Source organism: Rhodococcus sp. 05-2254-5 (genome assembly GCF_002258575.1).
Classification (GTDB): Bacteria; Actinomycetota; Actinomycetes; order Mycobacteriales; family Mycobacteriaceae; genus Rhodococcoides; species Rhodococcoides fascians.
This window is the reverse complement of the sequence record NZ_NOZG01000023.1, coordinates 56,986-78,061: the sequence shown is the minus strand read 5'-3', so window position 1 is coordinate 78,061 and position 21,076 is coordinate 56,986. Positions and strand designations below refer to the sequence as shown.

20 protein-coding genes are annotated in these 21,076 nt (G+C 61.9%); 15 read left to right on the top strand and 5 right to left on the bottom strand.

What is annotated here, in order from left to right:
• Window positions 1-55: 55 nt before the first annotated feature.
• Window positions 56-931, bottom strand: a complete 876-nt coding sequence (locus CH278_RS14990) for a helix-turn-helix transcriptional regulator (RefSeq protein ID WP_094622268.1) — start codon at window positions 929-931, stop codon at window positions 56-58.
• 278 nt (window positions 932-1,209) lie between these two features.
• Here CH278_RS14990 and CH278_RS14985 point away from each other — a divergent pair, with 278 nt between their 5' ends.
• Both CH278_RS14985 and CH278_RS14980 read left to right on the top strand, forming a co-directional pair.
• Entirely contained in the window at window positions 1,210-1,806 is a 597-nt protein-coding gene (locus tag CH278_RS14985) for a DedA family protein (RefSeq protein ID WP_052060096.1), read from the top strand.
• A gap of 404 nt (window positions 1,807-2,210) precedes the next feature.
• Window positions 2,211-3,599 carry an MFS transporter gene (locus CH278_RS14980; protein WP_094622267.1) on the top strand — a complete coding sequence of 463 codons (1,389 nt, stop codon included), beginning with the start codon at window positions 2,211-2,213 and terminating at the stop codon, window positions 3,597-3,599.
• Between the two features lie 6 nt (window positions 3,600-3,605).
• Here CH278_RS14980 and CH278_RS28030 read toward each other — a convergent pair whose 3' ends face one another.
• Window positions 3,606-3,791 carry a hypothetical protein gene (locus tag CH278_RS28030; protein ID WP_244165170.1) on the bottom strand — a complete coding sequence of 62 codons (186 nt, stop codon included), beginning with the start codon at window positions 3,789-3,791 and terminating at the stop codon, window positions 3,606-3,608.
• On the opposite strand from CH278_RS28030, the gene CH278_RS14975 reads away from it, so the two are divergent.
• The gene (locus CH278_RS14975) at window positions 3,784-5,016 is read left to right on the top strand and encodes an MFS transporter (protein ID WP_373557331.1); all 1,233 of its coding nucleotides are present in this window, start codon (window positions 3,784-3,786) and stop codon (window positions 5,014-5,016) included. The genes CH278_RS28030 and CH278_RS14975 overlap by 8 nt on opposite strands.
• Before the next feature lie 10 nt (window positions 5,017-5,026).
• Here the strand turns inward: CH278_RS14975 and CH278_RS14970 are convergent, their stop codons facing one another.
• Window positions 5,027-6,448: an aldehyde dehydrogenase family protein gene (locus tag CH278_RS14970; protein WP_094622265.1), complete on the bottom strand. Its 1,422-nt coding sequence runs from the start codon at window positions 6,446-6,448 to the stop codon at window positions 5,027-5,029.
• Window positions 6,449-6,658: 210 nt separating this feature from the next.
• Here CH278_RS14970 and CH278_RS14965 point away from each other — a divergent pair, with 210 nt between their 5' ends.
• The gene (locus CH278_RS14965; protein WP_094622264.1) at window positions 6,659-7,402 is read left to right on the top strand and encodes an SDR family oxidoreductase; all 744 of its coding nucleotides are present in this window, start codon (window positions 6,659-6,661) and stop codon (window positions 7,400-7,402) included.
• A 56-nt stretch (window positions 7,403-7,458) separates the two neighbouring features.
• A complete protein-coding gene (locus tag CH278_RS14960; protein WP_037183679.1) occupies window positions 7,459-7,881 on the top strand; it encodes a universal stress protein in 423 nt (140 codons plus the stop codon).
• Window positions 7,882-7,997: 116 nt separating this feature from the next.
• On the opposite strand, the gene CH278_RS14955 is transcribed toward CH278_RS14960, so the two are convergent.
• Complete coding sequence (locus CH278_RS14955; RefSeq protein ID WP_037183681.1) at window positions 7,998-9,188, bottom strand: acyl-CoA dehydrogenase family protein; 1,191 nt, start codon at window positions 9,186-9,188, stop codon at window positions 7,998-8,000.
• A gap of 62 nt (window positions 9,189-9,250) precedes the next feature.
• Between CH278_RS14955 and CH278_RS14950 the strand changes: the two genes are divergently transcribed.
• From CH278_RS14950 to pntB, 10 genes are all read left to right on the top strand, one after another.
• Window positions 9,251-9,994 carry an SDR family NAD(P)-dependent oxidoreductase gene (locus tag CH278_RS14950; protein WP_094622263.1) on the top strand — a complete coding sequence of 248 codons (744 nt, stop codon included), beginning with the start codon at window positions 9,251-9,253 and terminating at the stop codon, window positions 9,992-9,994.
• 18 nt (window positions 9,995-10,012) lie between these two features.
• Window positions 10,013-11,224: an acetyl-CoA C-acetyltransferase gene (locus CH278_RS14945; protein ID WP_037185268.1), complete on the top strand. Its 1,212-nt coding sequence runs from the start codon at window positions 10,013-10,015 to the stop codon at window positions 11,222-11,224.
• A 25-nt stretch (window positions 11,225-11,249) separates the two neighbouring features.
• Entirely contained in the window at window positions 11,250-12,068 is an 819-nt protein-coding gene (locus CH278_RS14940; RefSeq protein WP_244165056.1) for an aspartate/glutamate racemase family protein, read from the top strand.
• 5 nt (window positions 12,069-12,073) lie between these two features.
• On the top strand, window positions 12,074-12,415 hold the full coding sequence (locus CH278_RS14935; RefSeq protein ID WP_037185272.1) for a carboxymuconolactone decarboxylase family protein: 342 nt from the start codon (window positions 12,074-12,076) through the stop codon (window positions 12,413-12,415).
• Between the two features lie 98 nt (window positions 12,416-12,513).
• Entirely contained in the window at window positions 12,514-13,281 is a 768-nt protein-coding gene (locus tag CH278_RS14930) for an SDR family NAD(P)-dependent oxidoreductase (RefSeq protein WP_037183685.1), read from the top strand.
• 63 nt (window positions 13,282-13,344) lie between these two features.
• Window positions 13,345-14,118 carry an SDR family oxidoreductase gene (locus CH278_RS14925; protein ID WP_037183687.1) on the top strand — a complete coding sequence of 258 codons (774 nt, stop codon included), beginning with the start codon at window positions 13,345-13,347 and terminating at the stop codon, window positions 14,116-14,118.
• Window positions 14,119-14,120: 2 nt separating this feature from the next.
• A complete protein-coding gene (locus CH278_RS14920) occupies window positions 14,121-15,731 on the top strand; it encodes a class I adenylate-forming enzyme family protein (protein WP_244165057.1) in 1,611 nt (536 codons plus the stop codon).
• Window position 15,732: 1 nt separating this feature from the next.
• Window positions 15,733-16,530 carry an enoyl-CoA hydratase/isomerase family protein gene (locus tag CH278_RS14915; RefSeq protein WP_037183690.1) on the top strand — a complete coding sequence of 266 codons (798 nt, stop codon included), beginning with the start codon at window positions 15,733-15,735 and terminating at the stop codon, window positions 16,528-16,530.
• 8 nt (window positions 16,531-16,538) lie between these two features.
• Entirely contained in the window at window positions 16,539-18,080 is a 1,542-nt protein-coding gene (locus CH278_RS14910) for a Re/Si-specific NAD(P)(+) transhydrogenase subunit alpha (protein WP_094622262.1), read from the top strand.
• A gap of 6 nt (window positions 18,081-18,086) precedes the next feature.
• Window positions 18,087-19,478, top strand: coding sequence for a Re/Si-specific NAD(P)(+) transhydrogenase subunit beta (gene pntB, locus CH278_RS14905; protein WP_179274376.1), 1,392 nt, complete (start codon window positions 18,087-18,089; stop codon window positions 19,476-19,478).
• Window positions 19,479-19,526: 48 nt separating this feature from the next.
• Here pntB and CH278_RS14900 read toward each other — a convergent pair whose 3' ends face one another.
• On the bottom strand, window positions 19,527-20,993 hold the full coding sequence (locus tag CH278_RS14900) for a 3-hydroxyacyl-CoA dehydrogenase NAD-binding domain-containing protein (protein ID WP_037183696.1): 1,467 nt from the start codon (window positions 20,991-20,993) through the stop codon (window positions 19,527-19,529).
• Between the last annotated feature and the right edge of the window lie 83 nt (window positions 20,994-21,076).

Below are 21,076 nucleotides of genomic sequence, written 5' to 3'. Positions count from 1 at the left end.
TCGTGTCGTTGTCACTGAGCAGGTGACGGACCGGCAGCGGTCGAAATTCGCAGTGTTAGAACTGACTGTTGCTCGGGCTGTGTTCGGCGGCCCAAGACCCGAGTAGGTGCAGTCGCTCGGCACTCGGAGAACCTGGTTCGGCTGTGTAAACCATCAGGATGGAACCGGGATCGGCGGTGATGACCAATTCCTCGTAGGCGAGGTGGACCTCACCGACGATCGGGTGATTGAAGCGCTTCTTGCCAGCGCCATGCGACCGAACGTTGTGCGCCCCCCACAGCGTTCGGAAAGTTTCGTCTCGCGTCGAGAGTTCTCCCACCAAGTCTTGCAGGCCCTTATCGTGTGGATCGCGTCCGGCTTCTGCTCGCATGATGGACACGCACATCTGAGCGAATGCATCCCAATCGGGATAAAACTCGCGGGATATCGGGTCAAGAAATTGAAACCGCGCAAGGTTTGGAATTCGCCCACCGTCACCGATGATCGGCGCGTAGAACGCTTTGCCCAGGTTGTTCGTAGCGAGGAGATCCTGTCGCTGATTTCGTACGAAAGCGACGCCGTCGGTAATCGAATCCAGTGCCCACTGGAGGCTTATCCGAGGAGCAGCGGCGCGCCCGGCCTTTCGGCGCGGGCGTCCGGAGGTGGGGACCCCATCAGCAGCCCGCGTGAGGTCGAGTAGGTGTGCGTGCTCGGTATCATCGAGGCGCAGAGCGCGCGATAGCGCATCGAGTACGGATGACGACGCACCGCCGATCGCGCCGCGCTCGATGCGGGCATAGTATTCGACGGACAGACCGGCGAGAGCAGCTACCTCACTACGTCGCAAACCGGCTACGCGCCTGTTCCCGCCGCCTGTGATGCCCGCATCCTCCGGCGAGACCTTCGCTCGGCGGGTCATCAGAAACTCGCGTACCTCCGCTTTGTTGTCCATGTGTCGAGCGTAGAGCCATTCACGGCAATGAAGGATGCCCTATCCGTACACCTTTCGCGGAGGCACTGTCGCGACGTCGCATATTCCGACTTCGCGTGCGAAGCTTGACTCGTCACGAATCCGACCGGGTCAGGTCGCACAATGTGGATCGATCGATCATCTGAACTCTCCGTCCTTGCTGAGCGCCACTGCGGCTACGTCGACAACCGGCACCACCGCAACGGAGCCTGGTTGCGGTATTCAGCAATCTCGTCAAGAAGCTTGGAAAGGTTGGAGCGGTGCCCGATGTCGGACTTGTTCTCATCTGTCTGGCCGGAATCTGTGCGCCGTATCTGCTTGGTGCAGCCGGGATAGTCCTGCTGGCGGAGTCTGCGCTGCTCGTGGGGCTCGTTCTTCCGGGAACCAGCACCGTGCTCATCGTCGGGTCGGTTGTAGGGCTCGGTCGCGTAGACCCGATCGTTGCGGCAGTGGTGATGGTGTTGGCGTCGTCCGGGGGTGCACAAACTGCCTTCTTGTTGCGCCGCCGTCGTGGCGGCGAGAATGCGACACCGCTTCCCTCGAAGAGAGGTTCTTCAGCGAAATTTGTCAGGCGGGCACAGAGCGGTTTCGCTCGCCATGCCACCGTCGCCTCCATCGCCAGTCATCTGTTCGGCGGCACCAGAACCCTCGGTCCGCGACTAGCGGCTGCCTCCCCCATGTCGTTCCGCTCTTTCGCGCTGTGCAATTTTGCCGCCGCGGCGCTGTGGGTAACTATTCTGCTGGTGTTGGGCAGCACCGTCGGTGCCAATCCGAACATTGCCCCGTATCTCATCGCTGCCGGTGTCGGCCTAATGTCCATCACATACGGCATGGGACTCGTGCGCCGCCGGGCATGAACACCCTCTGCGTTGCCGATAGAGTCGGCACCGACCTTCGATGTAGCTGCATCCCCGTAAATGGATTCTTACGACTGCGATTTCAGCAGTCCAGTGGACGGTAGCCCCGTTGCCGATTGTCGAATCGCTGCCGCGTCGAAATGCCGTCTGTGGCCGACCTGTTTCATCCCACCTGCTCGCTCGGTATCTGATCAGACGTTGGGTGACCGCGGTCCTGCCTGCACCCCGTCGAGTCATATTCATTGTCAAACGTATGACAATTACTTTAGCACCTTATTGACATACAGATTGGTTTAGTACAGCATGTACTTGAATGTGTCGTCCGTTACATCATGCGAACCCGTCTGTGCCGTCAAAAAGGCCTGAGCGGGCAGAGGTTCTCGTCGCAGAACAAAGGAGAGCGAATGATCGCGTCGCACGAAGACAGTGACCGTCGAAAGAAGCTTGGCGGAGCGATAGGCGAAATCGGAACGCAGTTCGACTACTCGGTGTACGCGCTGATGGCGCCGACCATCGCGATTCACTTCTTCCCGGCAGGAAACCCAGCCGCCGCGATTCTGGGAACCTTTGCGGTGTATGCACTTTCATTCGTTGCGAGGCCGTTCGGCGGTGCACTCTTCGGGTATGTCGGCGACAAGTTCGGCCGCCTGGCCGTCTTGTCTTGGACCGTCGTGCTGATGGGTGTCGGAACGATGCTCATCGGAATGATCCCAACCTACGAGTCGATCGGCATCGCGGCGACACTCATCCTCATTTTCTGCCGCCTGCTGCAGGGCCTGTCGATCGGCGGTGAGACGACAGGAGTCGAGAGCTATATCGTGGAGTCGGCACCCGCGACGAAGCGAGCATCGTGGATGGGAGCAGTGAAGTCCTTCTCGTACTGGCCCGTCGCAGCGGTGGCGGCGATCATCTTTGGGCTTCGCTCGGCCTTGGGTGAAGAGGCGTTCGAGGCGTGGGGATGGAGGATCCCCTTCATCCTTGGTGGAGTCGTGGCCGTTGTCGGCTACGTGCTGCGGAGGACGTTGGAGGATCCCGACGAATTCCTCGAAGCAGCAGCGGAGTACGAGAAGATGACCCCCCGTGACGAATCGGGGAACGCGGTGGCTGGCGCACTGCGTGGGACCTTCAGCACACGTAAGTCCATGCTGCTCGTGATAATGCTGCAGCCCCCGTACGCGATCGGTGCCTACCTGCTCAGCGGCTACATGTACACATTCGTCGTCAGCCAGGGCGGTATCGCTGCAACGAGTGCCCTGCTGTCGAACATGGCTGCCATCATGGTGCTCGCGGCACTGCTTCCTGTGATGGGCATTCTGTGTGATCGGCTCGGCCGCAAGCCGATGTATTACGCCGGGGCAATCTGGCTCCTGGTCGCCGCATATCCCGCGTTTGCGCTTGCGGGGTCGGGAACGGTGGCCGGAGCCTTCGTCGGACAGGCGCTTCTCTCGATTGGCTTGTCCGTGTACGGAGCCGCGATGTTCACCGGAATGGTCGAGATCTTTCCGACCGCACTCCGGTGCCGGGGACACGGAATTTCGTACAACCTTTCCGTAGCCCTGTTCGGTGGCACAACGCCGTTGATCGCAGCAACGTTGATCAGCGTCACCGGAAATCCGGTATCGCCTGCCTTCTATGCAATGGCGCTCATCGGTCTGATCGGATTGGTGGGGGTGTGGCTCGTACCGGAAACCAAGAACACCGACCTGCGGACTTCTGTCTACGGACTGCCCCGTTCGGACTCGGAACCTGTCGTCGAAGCGTCCGACTCGACGAAGGTCGCAAATCGATCGTGAGTCACTTCATTCGATGAATCTGACAGAGAGAGCCGTCGGAGCGAAGGTCCCGGCGAAAGTCAGCGTCTCCGCTTCGGCGGCAAGTGTCTTGCAGCCGTTGAACTCTTCGATGATCGCGGTGGCAATGGTTGCCATCGTCACGCATTTCGGATCGACCACAGGCGCATCGTGGTTGATTTCCGGAATGTACATAGCCACAGCGGTTTCCGCGCCCGTCGGCGGAAAGCTCGGTTCGATCTTCGGGGCGCGCAGGATCTATCTCGTGGGGCTCGGGATCGTCGGAGTGGCAACGATCGTGGGCTCTTTCGCGCCCAATATCAACTGGCTCGTTGCCGCGTACGTGTTGCTCGGAACGGGCATGGCTACACATTTTCCGAACGCGATGACGATCATTCGCAACTATGCAGACCGTCACCGAAGTGACCCGAAATCGGCATTGCTGACGCTCGTACTGTGCAGTCAGTCCGTTGCTGCCCTCGGTCCCACTCTGGGGGGACTTCTGGTCGGGACTTTCGGATGGCAATCGATTCTGTGGATCAACCTTCCGGTAATCGCAGCCAGCGCGATCGCAGTACTTCGATACGTCGATCGGGGTTCGGCTTCAGCGCTGGGAAAGTCCCGACGCTCGGTGCTTCGAACGTTGGACCTCCTCGGTGTCGGGCTCTTCGTCGTCCTGACCGCTGGTGTCATGATGTTTCTGCTCTCCCTGGCCGAAACGCCTTCGTGGCTTCTGCTCGTGGTCCCCGCCCTAGCGCTGATCGCCTTCGTAGCGAGAGAATGGCACACCGACGAACCGTTCATCGATGTCAGGGCGCTGGTTCGGAATCGTTCACTCAGCGCGACTCTGGTCCGAACGCTCTTGACCTACGTGGCGTTCTATTCGGTGTTTTTCTCGGTCCCGCAGTGGCTGCAGTATCAGCGCGGAATGACGGCGACCGAAACAGGCCTCACTATGTTACCCGTTGCCATCGTGGCAATGGGGTCGACATACGTTGCCTCGAAGGTATTGGCACGCTGCGGAATTCGATTCACCCTCACCGTAGGGTCGCTTGCCCTGTCGATCGGTGGACTGCTATTGGCCACCGTGGAGCGTTCCACGGCCCCCATCGTCGTCGTGCTTCTAGTTGCAGCAGTCCTCGGCGTGCCCAGCGGGTTCAACAACCTGAGCAACCAGAGCATGGTCAACTCTGCGACCTCGGTGGACGAAGTCGGTACAGCTATGGGGATGTATCGCACGGTGCAGTTTCTGGGAGCGAATCTAGCCGCAGCAGTACTTCAGTTCACCGCCGGTCCGGACGTGGGTGACGACGGGATCCGTGACACCGGCTGGGTGGTCATCGCAATCTCGATCGCGCTGCTGTCCGGTGTTATGGTCACTCGAAGCCTCACCCGCGGAAAACGCGTTTCCCGCGGGTGAGAAGCTGGAGTCAGGCGAACCCGTAGATCGACTTGACCTCGAGGTACTCCTCGAGTCCGAACTCGCCCATTGATCGGCCGATGCCGGACTGCTTGTAGCCACCCATGGGCGTGAGCGAGTTGGTGTTGGCACCGTTGAACGACACCCGGCCAGCCTTGATGCCGCACGCGAACTCGTAACCACGATCACGATTCTCACTAAAGACGTAACCGCCGAGACCGAAGATCGAGTCGTTCGCGATATCGAGTGCCTCCTGCTCGGTGCGGTAGGGCATGACGACGAGCACGGGGCCGAAGATCTCTTCCTTGGCGAGTGTCATCTTGCGATCAACGTCGGCGAGAACGGTTGGCTTGCAGAAGAATCCGCGATCGAAACCGTCCGCCCTGCCCAAACCTCCGGTGACGAGCGTCCCGCCCTCGTTGATGCCCACTTCGATATGGTTTTGGACGCTGTCGTACTGATGGGAGTGCACGAGCGGACCGTGAGTTGTCGCCGGGTCTCGGGGATCGCCGAGGCGCATCCGTCCGATCTCGTCTTCGATGAAAGGCAGAATGTCTTTCACTTGGGACTCGTGCACCAAGAGCCTGCTGGGGGCGTGGCACGACTGCCCGGTATTCGAGAACCCGCGCTGTACGTTCCAACGAGCGGCCTTTACAAGATCACCGTCGGTGAGAACAATATTTGCGGACTTCCCGCCGAGTTCGAGACATACGCGCTTGACTGTGAGGGCCGCCGATTCGCCGACCTTTACTCCCGCGCCCGTAGAGCCGGTGAACGACACCATGTCGACGTCGGGGTGTCGCGAGAGGGCGTCGCCCACCACGCTTCCTCGCCCGATGACCAGGTTGAAGACGCCTGGAGGTGTTCCGGCTTCGTGCATGATCTCGGCGAGCGCGACGCCCGAGGCAGGCGAGGCGTCCGAAGGCTTGAGCACCATCGTGCAGCCGGCGGCAATTCCGTAGATCACCTTGATGACCGAAGTCTGAATGGGCCAGTTCCAGGGCGAGATGAGGGCGCAGACGCCGATGGCCTCGCGCCGGACAAGCGTATCGGCCAGCTCGCGCTGAAACTTGTAGTCGCGAATGAGGTCACGAGCGACCTTCATGTGACCGGCGGGGCCGCTCACCTGTGCTTTGAAGGAGACTGGAACGCCGACCTCCTGCGCAATGAGCTGAGCAAGTTGGGCTTCACGGCTTTCGTACACCGCGATGATGCGATCGATCAACTCGATCCGCTGGCCGACGGTCGTTTTGGAGTAGCTGGAGAATGCAGTTTTCGCCTCCGCTACAGCATGATCGACATCTGCGGTCCCACCCCCGGATGCCACCGTGGCCCAGGGCTCTTCGGATGTCGGATCGACCAGGGTCCGTGTTCCTTGGCCGCTGGGCGTGACCCATCGACCACCGATGTAGTGCTGTCCGAAATGCTCCACTTCAAGCCTCCGTGCGTTGAAAAAGTCAAACTGAATGTGAAATGTCAGACCGAAGCATACTCTGTATTGCAGACGCCAAGAAGTGTCTGAACGTTTTAATCACTTGACCAAAAATCAACTGTCTGACATTATGCATTTAACATGCCCTACCATCGAGCCACTCCACTCCACTGCACGGCTCCGGGCGCTCGACGACGTGAGGATTATTTCGTGGGTTCATTGACAGGTAAGAACGTCTTGATCACTGGCGCTCTCGGCACCATCGGCCAGGCACTGGTTGGCCGGTACGTAGAGGAAGGTGCCACTGTCATCGCGTTGGATCGACCTGACGCGCCCGACGCTCAGCAGACCCTGGACGGTATCGGCGATGGGATTCGATTCTTCGGGTGCGACCTGGGCGATCTGGAGGGTATCGAGACGTCGGTCAAAGCTCTGGCCGACGAGATCGGTGGGGTCGATGTCTTGGTCAACAATGCCGCGCTGGTGATCTTCAAGCCTCATGCCGAATTCACCATCAAGGAATACGAGGATCAGGTGAGGGTGAACTCCTCGGCCGTTTTCGTATTGTCGCGCGTGTGTTCGGAGCACATGAAGGAAAAGAACTACGGAAAGATAGTCAACATCACCTCGCTCACCCTCACCGGCCGCTGGACAGGTTATGTGCCCTACATTGCGTCCAAGGGAGCAATGTACGGACTGATCAAGGGTATGGCCCGTGAGCTTGGTGATTACCTGATCAATGTGAATGGAATCTCGCCCGGTGCGGTCCTCTCCGACGCGGAATACCGCGACCGTGGAGACAAGCAGCCGGAGTACGACGCGTGGGTGCTCGAGAACCAGAGTATGAAGAAGCGCATCGCAGCGGTCGACATAGCAAACCTTGCCGTCTTCCTGTCCACGCCGCAATCGGACATGATCACTGGCCAAGACATCGCTGTCGACGGCGGGATGTGATTCGATGCAATGCCTTCCGCCAATAGTCGTCGTCTGATCAGGACAAGGAGTTCTCTGTGTCAAGCATCATCGTTGTCGGAGTGGACGGCGGGGAGGCCTCGATGCGTGCTGCCCGCCGAGCGGCCGAGATCGCTCGGAGGCTGGGATCGAGTCTGCACGTTGTGAACGCCGTCGACCGTGGCACCGTCAAGGAGTATCCCGGCCGTCCGGGGTCTACTGCCGTGACCTCGGGTGAGTTTGCGGACGCCATCGTCGGTGACGCTGCGGACGAGCTTCGGACCACGGTCGAGCAGGTGACGACTTCGGTGGTGTACGGCCGCGCCGCGGTCGCTCTGTCAGAGGAGGCTGCTCGGCTCGATGCAGAGCTCATCGTCGTGGGAAACAAGCGGGCACAGGGACTTTCGCGTGTGCTCGGAAGTGTTGCCAGTGCCGTCGCTGCTCATGCGCCCTGCGACGTGTACATCGCGAAGACCGTCTGATCGCACAATCGCACATACAGGCCTGGACGTGACCCCCGTGAGGGTCACGTCCAGGCCTGTATGAGCGACAGGTGGTGCGGCGGAACGAGGGTGTGCTCGTCCCGCCGCACCACATTTCAGAGCTTGTACTCGGCGAGCATCGCTCGACCGATGATGATCTTCTGGATATCCGTCGTACCCTCGCCGATCAGCATGAAAGCTGCTTCGCGGTAAAGCCGTTCGATCTCGTATTCCTTCGAGTACCCGTAGCCACCGTGAATGCGGAACGAGGCCTGAACGACCTCGTTGCAGTATTCGCTGGCCACCATCTTCGCCATTCCCGCTTCGACGTCCATCCGCTCTCCGGCATCTTTCAGCCGAGCCGCGCGCACCACCATCGAGTGTGCGGTCTCGACCTTGGTGGCCATTTCGGCGATGCGGAACAAGATCGCCTGGTGTTGGGCGATCGGCTTGCCGAAGGTCTCGCGCTGCTGGGCATACTTGACGCCCAGTTCGAAGGCTCGATTGGCGATTCCCACTGCGCGCGCGCCGACATTGACACGTCCCACTTCGACGCCGTCCATCATCTGATAGAACCCCTTACCGGTTTCGCCGCCCAGCACCTGGGTTTCGTCCACCCGATGATGATCGAGGATCATCTCGGTGGTGTCGATGCCCTTGTAGCCCATCTTGTCGATTTTGCCGGGGATGGTCACGCCCTGTGCGGTCTCGCCGAATCCGGGTTCCTTCTCCACCAGGAATGTCGTCATGTTCCTATAGACCGAGTCGGAGCCGTCTTCCGTCTTGCACAGCACGGCGACGAGATTCGAGGAGCCACCATTGGTCAACCACATCTTCTGCCCGGTGATCTCGTATCCTTCGGCCGTCCGCTTGGCCTTGGTGGAGATGGCCGCCACGTCCGAACCGAGCCCGGGCTCGGACATCGAGAACGCGCCGCGAACCTCGCCGGTCGCCATCCGCGGCAGGTAGCGCAGCTTCTGTTCCTCGGTGCCGTGCTGAGTCAGCATGTACGCCACGATGAAGTGGGTGTTGATGACACCCGAGACACTCATCCAGCCACGGGCGATTTCTTCTACCACCAGCGCATAGGTCAGCAGTGACTCGCCGAGACCGCCGTACTCCTCCGGGATCATGAGTCCGAAAATTCCCAGATCCTTGAGTCCCTCGACGATTTCCGTCGGATACTCGTCTGCATGTTCCAACTCGGTTGCGACGGGAATGATCTTCTTCTCGACGAAGCGTCGAACGACATCGAGTATCTCGTCCTGCTCGGCAGTCAGTCCCGTTGTGCGCGCGAGTCGGCTCATGATCGGTATCTCCTCTGTAAATGCATTTGACTAAGGTACTAGATGTCAGACATATTACATGCATGTCTAATTCGGTAGTAGTGGTTACTGGTGCTGGGCGAGGGCTCGGTGAGGCGATAGCGCTCGAGGTTGCGCGTCAAGGCTCCCCGGTTGTCCTCGCCGGAAGATCGATCGAGCCGCTCGAAGAAGTGAAGTCCAGGATCGAAACGCAGGGCGGACGCGCGCTGGTGCGCGCAACGGATGTGACCGATTCCGACTCAGTGGCGGCATTGTTCGAGGACGCGGAGAATGCTTTCGGCCGGATTGACGTGCTGGTGAACAATGCGGGTATCGCCAACCGTGTCAACCTTGTCGATCTCGGCGAGGCCGAATGGGACCGCATCTTCGACACCAACGTCCGCGGGATGTTCCTGTGCAGTCGTGAGGCCGGACGGCGATTCGCTCTTGCCGGGTCCGGGCGCGCGGTGAACGTTGCTTCGGTGTTCGGCTTGCTTGGCCGGCCTGGATATTCCGCGTACTGCGCGTCCAAAGGTGCCGTCATCAACTTCACTCGGTCCGTCGCTGCGGAATGGGCGCGGTTCGGGGCGCAGATGAATGCCGTTGCGCCTGGCTACTTCGCAACCGATATCAATGCCGAACTCCGCGCCGACGACGCAGCCATGGCCAAGGTCATGCGCCGCATTCCGGCCTACCGCATGGGCACGCCGGACGAACTCGCCAACGTCGTGGCGTACCTGGCGCTTACGGCACCGGATTTTTTGACCGGGCAGACCATCGCGGTCGACGGCGGAGAAGCGAGCGTCTGAACAGTGAAAGGAACAAGCATGACCGATGCAGTGATCTGCGAGCCGATCCGTACGCCGGTGGGCCGCTACGGAGGCATCTTCAAGGACGTCCCGGTGACGTCCCTCGCATCGACGGTGATGAAAGGTCTGGTCGATCGCACTGGTCTGACTGCCGAGGATATCGACGATGTCATCTTCGGCCAGGGCTACCCGAACGGCGAGGCAGCCGCCATCGGCAGGATTGCAGCACTCGACGCCGGTCTCGATGTGTCAGTGCCAGGTCTACAGATAGACCGGCGCTGCGGGTCCGGTCTCCAGGCTGTGCTGTACGCATGCATGCAGGTCGCTACCGGGGGGTCTGATCTGGTGCTGGCCGGCGGTGCCGAGAGTATGAGTCAAGCGGAGTACTACATGCCGAATGCCCGATGGAACTCAGGCGGTCTGCCCGATCTCTGTGATCGACTCGCGAGCCCGCGTAGCAATTCTGGAGGGCGGCGGTACCCAGTTCGGGGCGGAATGATCGAGACCGCCGAGAACGTTGCAGCGAGGTACTCTGTCACGCGCGAACAGCAGGATGAGTGGGCGTTGCGGTCGCAGCAGCGCGCTGCTGCGGCCATCGACGCCGGGCTGTTCGAGGACGAGATGATCCCTGTAGTCGTTCCGGGTCGAAAAGGTGAGCCACTCATCGTCTCTCAAGACGAGCATCCGCGCCCGGACACCACAATCGAGTCACTCTCGCGGCTGAAACCGATAATGGGAGCGACCCTGCCCGGCGCGTCGGTCACGGCCGGCAACTCCAGCGGTCAGAACGACGCGGCCGCAATAGCGATCGTGACGACGCCAGGGAAGGCCGAGCAGCTCGGGTTGCGTCCGTTGGCGCGGCTCGTGAGCTGGTCCCTGGCCGGCGTCGAGCCCAAGCTGATGGGTATCGGCCCTGTTCCGGCGGCACGGCGGGCCCTCGAACGGGCGTCGTTGTCCTGGAAAGACATCGATCTAATCGAATTGAACGAGGCTTTTGCTGCTCAAGTGATCGGTTGCTTCCGCGGATGGGAGTTGAGCAACGCCGATTTGGACCGCGTCAATGTCAACGGCTCCGGCATCTCGCTCGGCCACCCAATCGGAGCGACGGGAGGTCGTATTCTCGCGAACCTGTTGCGGGAGATGGATCGACGAGAGTCGCGATACGGGATGGAGACCATGTGCATGGGCGGCGGTCAAGGACTGGCTGCAATATTCGAGCGGGTGGCGTGAGGTGACACGAGTCCTGTATCTGAGCATGTCTCGGGAGAGATACTCACCTAACTACTTTCCGTATCTGCGGACCTATATCGACGGGGTGAAGTCACCGGAGGTCGAGTTCGAACTCCGAGGCACGCGGGTCGGCCGCATCGACAGCTTCCGGTTCTTCGAAGTACTCGACTGGGTGTCGATCCTCGACTCCGTCGTGGGTGCGGAACAGGACGGCTTCGACGCGGTGGCGATCGGCAACATCCTCGATCCGGCGCTTCGCGAGGCACGGTCGATGGTCGATATCCCGGTGCTGGGCCTCGGGGAGACCTCGATGTTGACGGCCTGCATGATGGGCAGTCAGTTCTCGCTCGTAGGAGTCAATCCCTACTTCGGCGGTCGCTTCGAGGAGAACGTCGCCAGATACGGATTGCGCGACCGGCTCGCGAGCATCGAATGCATGGGCCTGACTCCGCACGAACTCGATGCGTGCTTTTCGGACCACAGTGGTCGCCAGAAAGCGATCGACTCCTTTGTCGCGGCGGCGCGAGCGTCCCTCGACAAAGGGGCAGAGGTGGTCATCCCCGCGGGTGGTCGCCTGACCGCGTTCCTCAATGCAGTGGGGATCCGCGACGTCGACGGTGCACCGCTCCTCGACGGAACCGTCTCGCTTGTGACCGCAGTCGAGTCGGCTGTCCGAATACACCGGCAGGCAGGCACTTTCGTCAGTCGCCGCAGGCTGTACGCGCGGGCACCCCAAGCGTCGATCCAGGAATCTGCCGCCGAATACGCCGATGGCTACAACGTGCCTGCCCTGAAGCGATCGATCGACCGTTCCGACCCCGCCACACAACGAACAGAGGAGTGAATTCGATGGACGTGCGTTACCCGTTGAGCAAGCAGGATGTGTTCGTCTCCAATCTGGACCGTCTTCGCGAAACCGCGCCGGACGTAGCCGATGCCTTCCGTGGGCTGCGCGTGGCCGCCGACTCGTACGGCACTCTCGAACCGAAACAGCGGGAGTTCAGTCTGCTGGTGGGCTTTGCTGTCACGCGGAACGAGGGAGGTTTCCGCGTGCATTGCACGCGCGCGAAGGATGCAGGCGCGACGCTGGAGGAGATAGAACAGATCGTCATCCTCCAACTCGGCACAAGCCTCGGCCTAGTACCCGTCGTAGAGGCCTTGTCGTGGGCGCACGACGAACTCGCTGATTAACAGCAACTGTATTGTCAGACAATACGCACCATGATATTTTTACGCGTGACCACGACCACGACCGACCAGCGTATTCGAGTTCTACAGGAGAATCGTCGATGACAGAACGTAATGGCACCCGCACCGCGCTGGTGATGGGAGCGGGATCCGGAATCGGACGCGCGAGCGCCATCGAATTGGCGGGCGCGGGAGTTCGCGTCGTCGCGGCGGATCTCAATGCGCAGTCGGTGACAGCACTCGCCGCCGAAGTGGACGGGATCATCGATCTGGGACAGTCGTGGAACGCGACCGACCCGGAGGCCTGCGACGCGCTGGTCGCGGCCGCCGTGGAGGCCGTCGGGCATCTGGACACTGTCGTCTCCACCGTGGGGTGGACGGCGATCACGAAGTTCCTCGACGAGTCTCCGGACTACTGGCGTCGCATCATCGACGTGAACTTGATGTCGGCGATCTACCTGTCGGCGGCCGCGGGTCGCGTGATGAAGGACAGCGGCGGAAGCATCGTGCTGACCTCGTCCGAAGCAGGCACGGTCGGCACCTCCGGCGAAGCCGTCTACTCGGCCGCCAAAGCCGGCATCATTGCGTTGGTCAAGTCGCTCGCTCGTGAGTGGGCCCGCTTCGGTATCCGTGTCAACGCAGTGGCACCGGGTATCACCGCCACCCCCCTGCTCGAGGAGCAAGGTCTGGTATCCGGTGACGGCGCGGACGGTGGGGTGCTGGGCAGCATTCTGAGGGGCGTGCCGATGCGTCGAGCGGGTGAGCCGTCCGAAATCGCAGCTGCGATCGCATATCTCGCGGGCGACGGTGCCAGCTACGTCACCGGGCAGACCCTGTGCGTCGGCGGAGGATTGACGATGGGCTCATGACGCGCCGCCCTGCCATTCCGATCATGAGTTTCTCCAATCCCACACCGAGAGGTCGTTCACCCCATGCGTGACAAAACGGTCCTGATCACCGGCGGTTCCCGCGGAATGGGGCAGCAACTCGCGTTGCGTCTCGCCGGTGAAGGCGCAAACATCGTCGTCAACTACCGCCGCGACACCGAGGCCGCGAGCCAGACCGTCGAGGCCATCGAAGCGGCAGGAGGAAAGGCACTCGCTGTGCAGGCGGACGTGTCCGACACTGCCGCCGTCGAGGCCATGATCGGACACGCGGTCGACCGCTTCGGCTCCCTCGACGTCGTCGTGGCCAACGCCGCAGCCAGCGCGTTCAAGCCGCTGATGGACATTCATGGACGTCACATCGAGAAGACCATGGGCATCACGGTGCAGGGCTTCCTCGACCTGGTTCGACTGACTCTGCCACACATGAACCGTGGCGGTCGCGTCATGGCTGTCAGCGGTTGGGACAGCTTCCGCGTCCTCCCGGGACACGGCCTCCTCGGCGCGGCCAAGGCTGCGATGGAGACGATCGTGAAGTACCTTGCGATCGAGTTGGCTGCCAACGGGGTGAGCACGATCGGAGTCTGCCCAGGACCGATCGACACCGACTCCTTCCGCTACTACGCCGGCGACGCGTGGGACGATTACGCGACGCAGTGGCTCGCGCAGACCCCGTCGGGTGCGTACCCGACACCGGCCGAGGTCGCCGAGGTCATGGCGTTCCTGTGCTCTCCCCAGAGCGCTGTCATCAACGGCCAGACCATCGTGGTCGACGGCGGGCTGTCACTGGCGACCATGCCAATCGGCTTCGGTCAAGGTTAATGATGAGTGCGCAGTCACCGGCGGTCGCCCAGACCGTCGTCCAGTTGATGAGTCAGATCCAACGTCGCCCCGGGCACGAGGTGGCTGCGGAAGACATTGTCGGACAGCATCGGTTGACCATCGCCGAACTAGTACTCTCGTCGAACCGCTTGGCCAACGCCTTTATAGGCCTCGGCCTGACGCCGGGCAGTCGCGTCGCATACGTAGCGCAGAACCACGTCGAGTACGTGGTGCTCGAATTCGCTTTGCTCAAAGCAGGACTCGTCAAAGTTCCCCTCAATCATCGGTTCGCTCCGAACGAGCTCCGTCGGTGCATCGAACTGGCGGACGTTCGACTTGTCGTCGCCGACGAGGCATCCTCTGCCGTACTCGACGAGGTTCTCCACGACGCCGACATCCTGCGAGTGCACATCGGGCCACGGGACGGATGGCTGAACTTCGCCGAGATCATCGCAGGCGGCGCACCGACATCCGTACAGGCCGCGACCGGTCCCGACGACCTTTATCACATTCGCTTCAGCTCCGGCTCCACCGGAAAACCGAAGGGGATAGCCATCTCTCATCGCGGTGCTCGTGCGGCGATCCTCGGGAACACCTGGGTGATGAGCAGCAGTGGACCCGTCGACAGGCCGCGAACGCTGCAAGTTGCGCCGCTGGTGTACGCCGGTGGCTGGAGTATTCTTCCCACCTTGCTGTGCGGCGGAACCAACGTGTTCATGGATCGCTTCGATGCCGAGCAGATGCTGGAGGTGATCGTCCGACGCGGTATCACGTGGATGTTCGCGGTACCGACGATGCTACGGCGAATGAGCACGCTTACGGGACTGTCCGCGCTCCGAGAATCCTCGCTCAGTTGCCTCATGCTGGCCGGTGAACCGGCGGCTCTGCCCGCGCTCGAGGTGGTGGGGCAACACACGAACGCATTGATTCAGTGCTGGGGCCAGACCGAAGCGCCCGCATCGACGACGCTGCTGTCGCGAACCGACATGAAGCACCGCGAACTCTGGGCGTCGATCGGACGCCCGGTCCCCGGTGTCGAGTTCTCTGTCTACGCCGACGGCGTTGTCCTGGACAGTCCGGAACCGGGTGTCGACGGCGAGCTCGTCATCCGCACGCCGAGTGTCGCGAGCACTCTTCTCGGTGCCGAGGCCGAGCACGCCGAACGGTCGCTACCCGACGGCTGGTGGCGCACCTCGGATCTCGGCCACTTCGATGACGCGGGGCGCATCTACATCGTGGGTCGAGCGAGCGAAACGATCATCACGGGCGGTACGAATATTCAACCTGTGGAGATCGAGCGGGCATTCGAGGAGCACGCTGCTGTCCGCGAGGCCGTCGTAGTCGGTGTTCCCGACGCGAAATGGGGGGAGACTCCAGCTGCGTATGTTCACCTTTCGGAGCCCTGGGAGTCGATCGGCCTCGAACTGGATCAGTGGCTCAAGACCAACCTCGCCGGGTTCAAGCGGCCCGGACATATCTTCGTGTCACCAGATCCCATTCCACGCGCATCGGGAGAGTCGAAGATTGCCCGCGGCGACATCAAGAAGACCGTGCAGTCCTGGGTCGCCGACCCCAGCTGCGTCCCTGCCAACGTGACCAGAGTGGAGAAGTGACGTGACCGATATCGTCGTATCAGTGGCGGACGGAGTCGGAACGGTGCGGCTGAACCGACCGGACAGGGGAAACTCGGTGACTCCGGATGTCGTGCAACGCATGGGCGAAGCAGTAACCGAACTCGCGGAGACCGACTCGGTTTCCGCTGTGGTGCTCACCGGTACCGGCAAGGTGTTCTGCGCAGGTGCCGATGTTCGTGAGATGTACGGCGTCTATACCGGCGATGGGCCCGATGCACTGATGGACTACCTCGCCGATATCTGGATGCCTGCGGTGCAGGCGACGGTGCGCATGCTGTGGGGCGCTCCCGTTCCGGTCGTCGCCGCCTACAACGGTGCTGCTACCGCAGGCGGACTCGATTTCGGCCTCGCGTGCGATGTTCGGATCGCGTCCTCGCGGGCACGGTTCGCCGAGAGCTACGTCAATCTCGGCATGGTTCCGGTCGCCGGCGGCGCGTACCTTCTGCCCTCGCTCATCGGCTCGGCGGCCGCTTTACGACTGCTCGCGACGGGCGAGTTCATCTCCGCCGAAAGCGCTCTCGCTCTTGGCATGGTGGGCGAGGTCCGCGAGCCCGACGAGTTGATGGACCGGGCGCAGGAGTTGGCCCATGATATGACGCACGGCCCATCGGCCACGTACGCGAGCGTCAAGAAGATCACTCGTGCGATATCTACTGTGGAATTGGACGCAGCACTCCGGGCAAGCCTGGCCGCGAACATCGAGTTGATCGCCCGGCCCGACGTCCGGACTGGAATTCTTGCCGTGATGGAGCGTTACAGCGCTGGTTCGAGCAGTTGAGCGAACCCATGCGCCTCGGGGTGGTTGCCGAGTCGACGCCGGGTGAAACCCGTGTTGCAGCAACCCCTGCCAGCGTTCGCAAGCTTCTCGGCCTCGGCTACGAGGTCCTCGTCGAGCAGGGTGCGGGGGAGAGGGCGAGCTTTAGCGACAGTGCGTACCGCGAGGCGGGCGCGACCGTGGCCTCAGGTGATGTCGTGTGGGCTGCCGAGGTCGTCCTGAAGGTCGATGCACCGACACCGGTGGAGATCGACCGATTGTCGGACGACGCGACGACAGTGAGTCTGATCGGTCCGGCGTCGAACGCGGAACTCGTTGCAGCATTGGCACAACGGAATCTGACAGTTCTCGCGATGGATGCGGTGCCTCGTATTTCGCGCGCGCAGTCCATGGACGTTCTGTCGTCGATGGCGAACATCGCCGGCTATCGCTCGGTGATCGAAGCGGCTCACGAGTTCGGTCGGTCCTTCACCGGTCAGGTGACCGCCGCAGGCAAGGTCCCACCTGCGAGGGTGCTGGTTGCCGGAGCCGGGGTGGCGGGGCTGGCGGCAGTGGGCACGGCTTCGAGCCTCGGGGCCATTGTTCGGGCCACCGATCCGCGACCCGAGGTTGCCGAACAGGTCCGTTCCATCGGTGGAGAGTTTCTCGAAGTAGATGTGGCGCAGGCGGTGTCGACCGACGGTTACGCCAAGGCCACCAGCGAGGACTACAGCCGACGCGCGGCGGAAATCTACTCCGAGCAGGCGGCCGATGTGGACATCATCATCACCACCGCGCTGATTCCTGGGCGGTCGGCACCTCGTCTGATCACCGAGGCTGATGTCGCCTCGATGAAGTCGGGAAGTGTCGTGCTCGATATGGCTGCCGGACAGGGCGGAAATGTTGCCGGGTCCGTTGCCGGGGAGCGCGTCGTCACAGACAACGGTGTGGTCATCCTCGGCTATACCGATCTGGCGCGCCGACTTCCCACCCAGGCCTCGCAGCTATTCGGCACCAATGTGGTGAACCTTCTGACGCTGCTGACACCGGCGAAAGACGGCCGATTGGTCATAGACTTCGACGATGTTGTTCAGCGCGGTGTCACCGTGGTGCGCGACGGCCACACGACATGGCCGCCGCCGCCGACGGCAGTGTCCGCAGCGCCGCTCGCCGCACCCGCCGAAGTGGTCGCTCCGCAGGCACAATTGCCCCGGCCGATCTGGCATCGATGGGTCTGGCTTGCGGGCGGAGTGCTTGCTTTTTTCCTGATTCTAGGATTTGCGCCCGCTCCACTCCCGCAACACTTGACGGTGCTGGTGCTGTCGGTCATCGTGGGGTACTACGTGATCGGCAACGTTGCTCATGCGTTGCACACGCCGCTGATGGCGGTGACCAACGCGATCAGCGGCATCATCGTCGTCGGTGCGATAGTCCAACTCGGTGTTGGCGGTGATTCCACCAATGCCGGCGTGATCCGTGTGTTGGCTTTCGTCGCTACACTTCTGGCCGCAATCAACGTGTTCGGAGGGTTCGCGGTCACTCGGCGGATGCTTCGGATGTTCAGTAAAGGCTGAGGCATCATGACCGTGTTGTCCGCGACGAGCGCCGCGTACCTCGTCGCCGCTGTGTTGTTCATTTTTTCTCTCGCAGGGCTGTCGAAGCACGAAACCTCGAAGAACGGCATCGCCTACGGCATCGTGGGAATGGCGATCGCCGTCGGCTCTACCATCGTGGTGATCGTCGACGGCTCGGGCGGCGTGGCAATCGGATTGCTCGTCGTGGCGCTGCTGATCGGCGCGGCCATCGGGCGGTGGCGTGCCCGGGTGGTCGAGATGACGGGGATGCCGGAACTAATTGCTCTACTGCATTCTTTCGTTGGGCTCGCAGCGGTACTGGTGGGCTGGAACGGCTATCTCGCGCACGAAACCTTCGAGTCCGGGGCGGTGGAGGGTATTCACCACGCCGAGGTGTTCATCGGAGTGTTCGTCGGGGCGGTGACGTTCACCGGTTCGATCGTTGCGAACCTGAAGCTGTCCGGCCAGATGTCTTCGTCCCCGTTGATGCTTCCCGGCAAGAATGCTCTCAATATCGGGGCGTTGGTGGCTTTCTTCGCGCTCACCGTCTGGTTCGTCGCGGTGCCGTCGCTGTGGCTGCTCGTTGCGGTCACCGTTCTGGCGTTCACCCTCGGCTGGCATCTGGTGGCGTCAATCGGCGGTGGCGACATGCCGGTGGTCGTGTCGATGTTGAACTCGTATTCCGGTTGGGCTGCAGCGGCTTCGGGCTTCCTGCTGAACAACGACCTGCTGATCGTGACGGGAGCCCTTGTCGGATCCTCGGGCGCGTACCTGTCCTACATCATGTGCACAGCGATGAATCGCTCGTTCGTCTCCGTCATCGCCGGTGGATTCGGTTCCACCGCTTCGGTCTCGGACGATACCGACTACGGCGAGCACCGTGAGGTCGACGCAGAGACTGCGGCGGACCTTCTGCAGAACGCGTCCTCGGTGGTCATCACTCCGGGTTACGGAATGGCTGTCGCGCAGGCGCAGTATCCCGTCGCAGAGTTGGCCAAGGCTTTGCGTGAGCGGGGAGTTGACGTGAAGTTCGCCATCCACCCGGTTGCAGGTCGATTGCCCGGCCACATGAATGTGCTACTCGCCGAAGCGAAGGTGCCCTACGACATCGTCTTGGAGATGGACGAGATCAATGACGAGTTGCATCGTGTCGACGTGGTGCTGGTGATCGGCGCAAATGACACAGTCAACCCGGCCGCGGCCGAGGACCCATCGTCACCGATCGCGGGTATGCCGGTGCTGCGCGTATGGGAAGCCAAGGATGTAATTGTGTTCAAACGTTCCATGGCAACCGGGTATGCGGGTGTGCAGAACCCGCTGTTCTTCCGAGACAACAGCCGAATGTTGTTCGGCGACGCCAAGGCTCGGGTAGAGGACATCGTCCGCTACATGGCATGAAGAATCCCGTACGTTCGCGCATCGGCGTGAACGTACGGGATTTTCGCGTCAGTCCCGCAGTAGGCGATTGGCCCGGTAGCGGGTGTCGTGGTAGCTGAACCACAGCGCGTCGAGCAGTTCCAACACAGCTGCACGTGACCAATCGCGAGTCCACTCGAACGGGCCTGCCGGGTAGTTCGTGCCCAGTTTCATCGCGATGTCGATGTCAGCGGGGGAGGCCACGCCGTGCATCGTTGCCTCCCAGGCTTCGTTGGCGATGACGGCAAGGGTCCGAGCGAGCACAAGGCCGGGCACGTCGGACACGGGGTGGGCGGTGATGCCTGCCCGGTGCAGCATGGCCGCCACCGCCGAAAGCGACTCCACATGCGACGATGCGACCGCGATCGCAGTGGCCTCGGCAACGCTGATGCAGCGGTCGAGAACGACGACGGGTGTGCCGCCTCGTGCTGCCGATTCCGACCTCGCGGTGCGGCCGCGGGTGATGACGACGACTGTTCCGTCGAGAACGAGTTCCGCCTGTGCGTCCGGTGCCTGCTCGTCGCGGGTGACTGCGATGCTGGATCGCTCCAACACCGCGTCCAGCTCGGCGCTGTCACCGCGTCGAACGGCATGCGGTGCAAGCGCGCCGAGCTGGACCTGCGCTGGAGCTTCGGCGGGGGTGTGCTCTGTGGCGTAGGAGTAGAAGCCATGCCCGCTCTTGCGTCCGTAGCGTCCCGCGGCGACTAGCTCGTCCTGGATTCGCGACGGCTCGAACCTGGGATCGAAGTTGAAAGCCGACCAGACCGTTCTGGTCACTGCTGCATTGACGTCGTTGCCGATGAGATCCATCAGCTCGAACGGCCCCATCCTGAACTGCCCGGAGCCGCGGATGACCGCGTCGAGGGTGGCGGGTGAGGCGACGCACTCCTGGAGTAGTCGGAGGGGTTCACCGTAGAAGCCACGAGCGACCCGGTTGACGATGAAGCCCGGTGCGTTCGTCACTCGAGCGACCGTCTTGCCCCATGCGACCGCGAGCGTGTCGATCTCTTCTGCGACCTGCGGGTCGGTCTGCAGCCCCGTGACGACTTCGACGAGCTTCATCACTGGAACCGGGTTGAAGAAATGCATTCCGACGACCCGGGTGGGGAGTGGGCAGCGTGCGGCGATCGCGGAGACGGACAGCGAAGAGGTGTTGGTGGCGAGAATGCACTGCGGGCCGAAGTGGTCCGCGGCTGCTGTGAAGACAGCAGACTTGACATCGAGCGACTCGAGAACCGCCTCGATGACCACGGTGTTCGGATGACGCGGGGAGAGTGGGATCGACGTGCAGGTGGTCAACGCGGACTCGAGGTCGGCCGCCAATGCGGGGTGCCGTTTGGTCAGGCGGGCTTCGATGTCGGCTGCCGCGGCGACCAGCTGATGTTCCTGTGGATCGACGATAGTGACCGAATGGCCCGCAGCGAGCGCGGTCTGCGCGATTCCACGCCCCATTGTGCCTGCGCCCACGACGCAGATCGGAGTGGATGCTGTGGTCATGTTCTCTCCTGGAAGTCGATGGTAAGGCTGCGAGACGGACGAAACTTGTTGCTTCTATCTGTATGACAATGTACGTTTCTGTA

Coding starts and splice junctions, on each gene's coding strand:
- CH278_RS14920 (WP_244165057.1), top strand. CDS start 14,121: ATGAGTGCGCAGTCACCGGCGGTCGCCCAGACCGTCGTCCAGTTGATG.
- CH278_RS14975 (WP_373557331.1), top strand. CDS start 3,784: ATGTACATAGCCACAGCGGTTTCCGCGCCCGTCGGCGGAAAGCTCGGT.
- CH278_RS14925 (WP_037183687.1), top strand. CDS start 13,345: ATGCGTGACAAAACGGTCCTGATCACCGGCGGTTCCCGCGGAATGGGG.
- CH278_RS14900 (WP_037183696.1), bottom strand. CDS start 20,993: ATGACCACAGCATCCACTCCGATCTGCGTCGTGGGCGCAGGCACAATG.
- pntB (WP_179274376.1), top strand. CDS start 18,087: ATGACCGTGTTGTCCGCGACGAGCGCCGCGTACCTCGTCGCCGCTGTG.
- CH278_RS14935 (WP_037185272.1), top strand. CDS start 12,074: ATGGACGTGCGTTACCCGTTGAGCAAGCAGGATGTGTTCGTCTCCAAT.
- CH278_RS28030 (WP_244165170.1), bottom strand. CDS start 3,791: ATGTACATTCCGGAAATCAACCACGATGCGCCTGTGGTCGATCCGAAA.
- CH278_RS14950 (WP_094622263.1), top strand. CDS start 9,251: ATGTCTAATTCGGTAGTAGTGGTTACTGGTGCTGGGCGAGGGCTCGGT.
- CH278_RS14940 (WP_244165056.1), top strand. CDS start 11,250: ATGTCTCGGGAGAGATACTCACCTAACTACTTTCCGTATCTGCGGACC.
- CH278_RS14980 (WP_094622267.1), top strand. CDS start 2,211: ATGATCGCGTCGCACGAAGACAGTGACCGTCGAAAGAAGCTTGGCGGA.
- CH278_RS14910 (WP_094622262.1), top strand. CDS start 16,539: ATGCGCCTCGGGGTGGTTGCCGAGTCGACGCCGGGTGAAACCCGTGTT.
- CH278_RS14990 (WP_094622268.1), bottom strand. CDS start 931: ATGGACAACAAAGCGGAGGTACGCGAGTTTCTGATGACCCGCCGAGCG.
- CH278_RS14930 (WP_037183685.1), top strand. CDS start 12,514: ATGACAGAACGTAATGGCACCCGCACCGCGCTGGTGATGGGAGCGGGA.
- CH278_RS14955 (WP_037183681.1), bottom strand. CDS start 9,188: ATGAGCCGACTCGCGCGCACAACGGGACTGACTGCCGAGCAGGACGAG.
- CH278_RS14945 (WP_037185268.1), top strand. CDS start 10,013: ATGACCGATGCAGTGATCTGCGAGCCGATCCGTACGCCGGTGGGCCGC.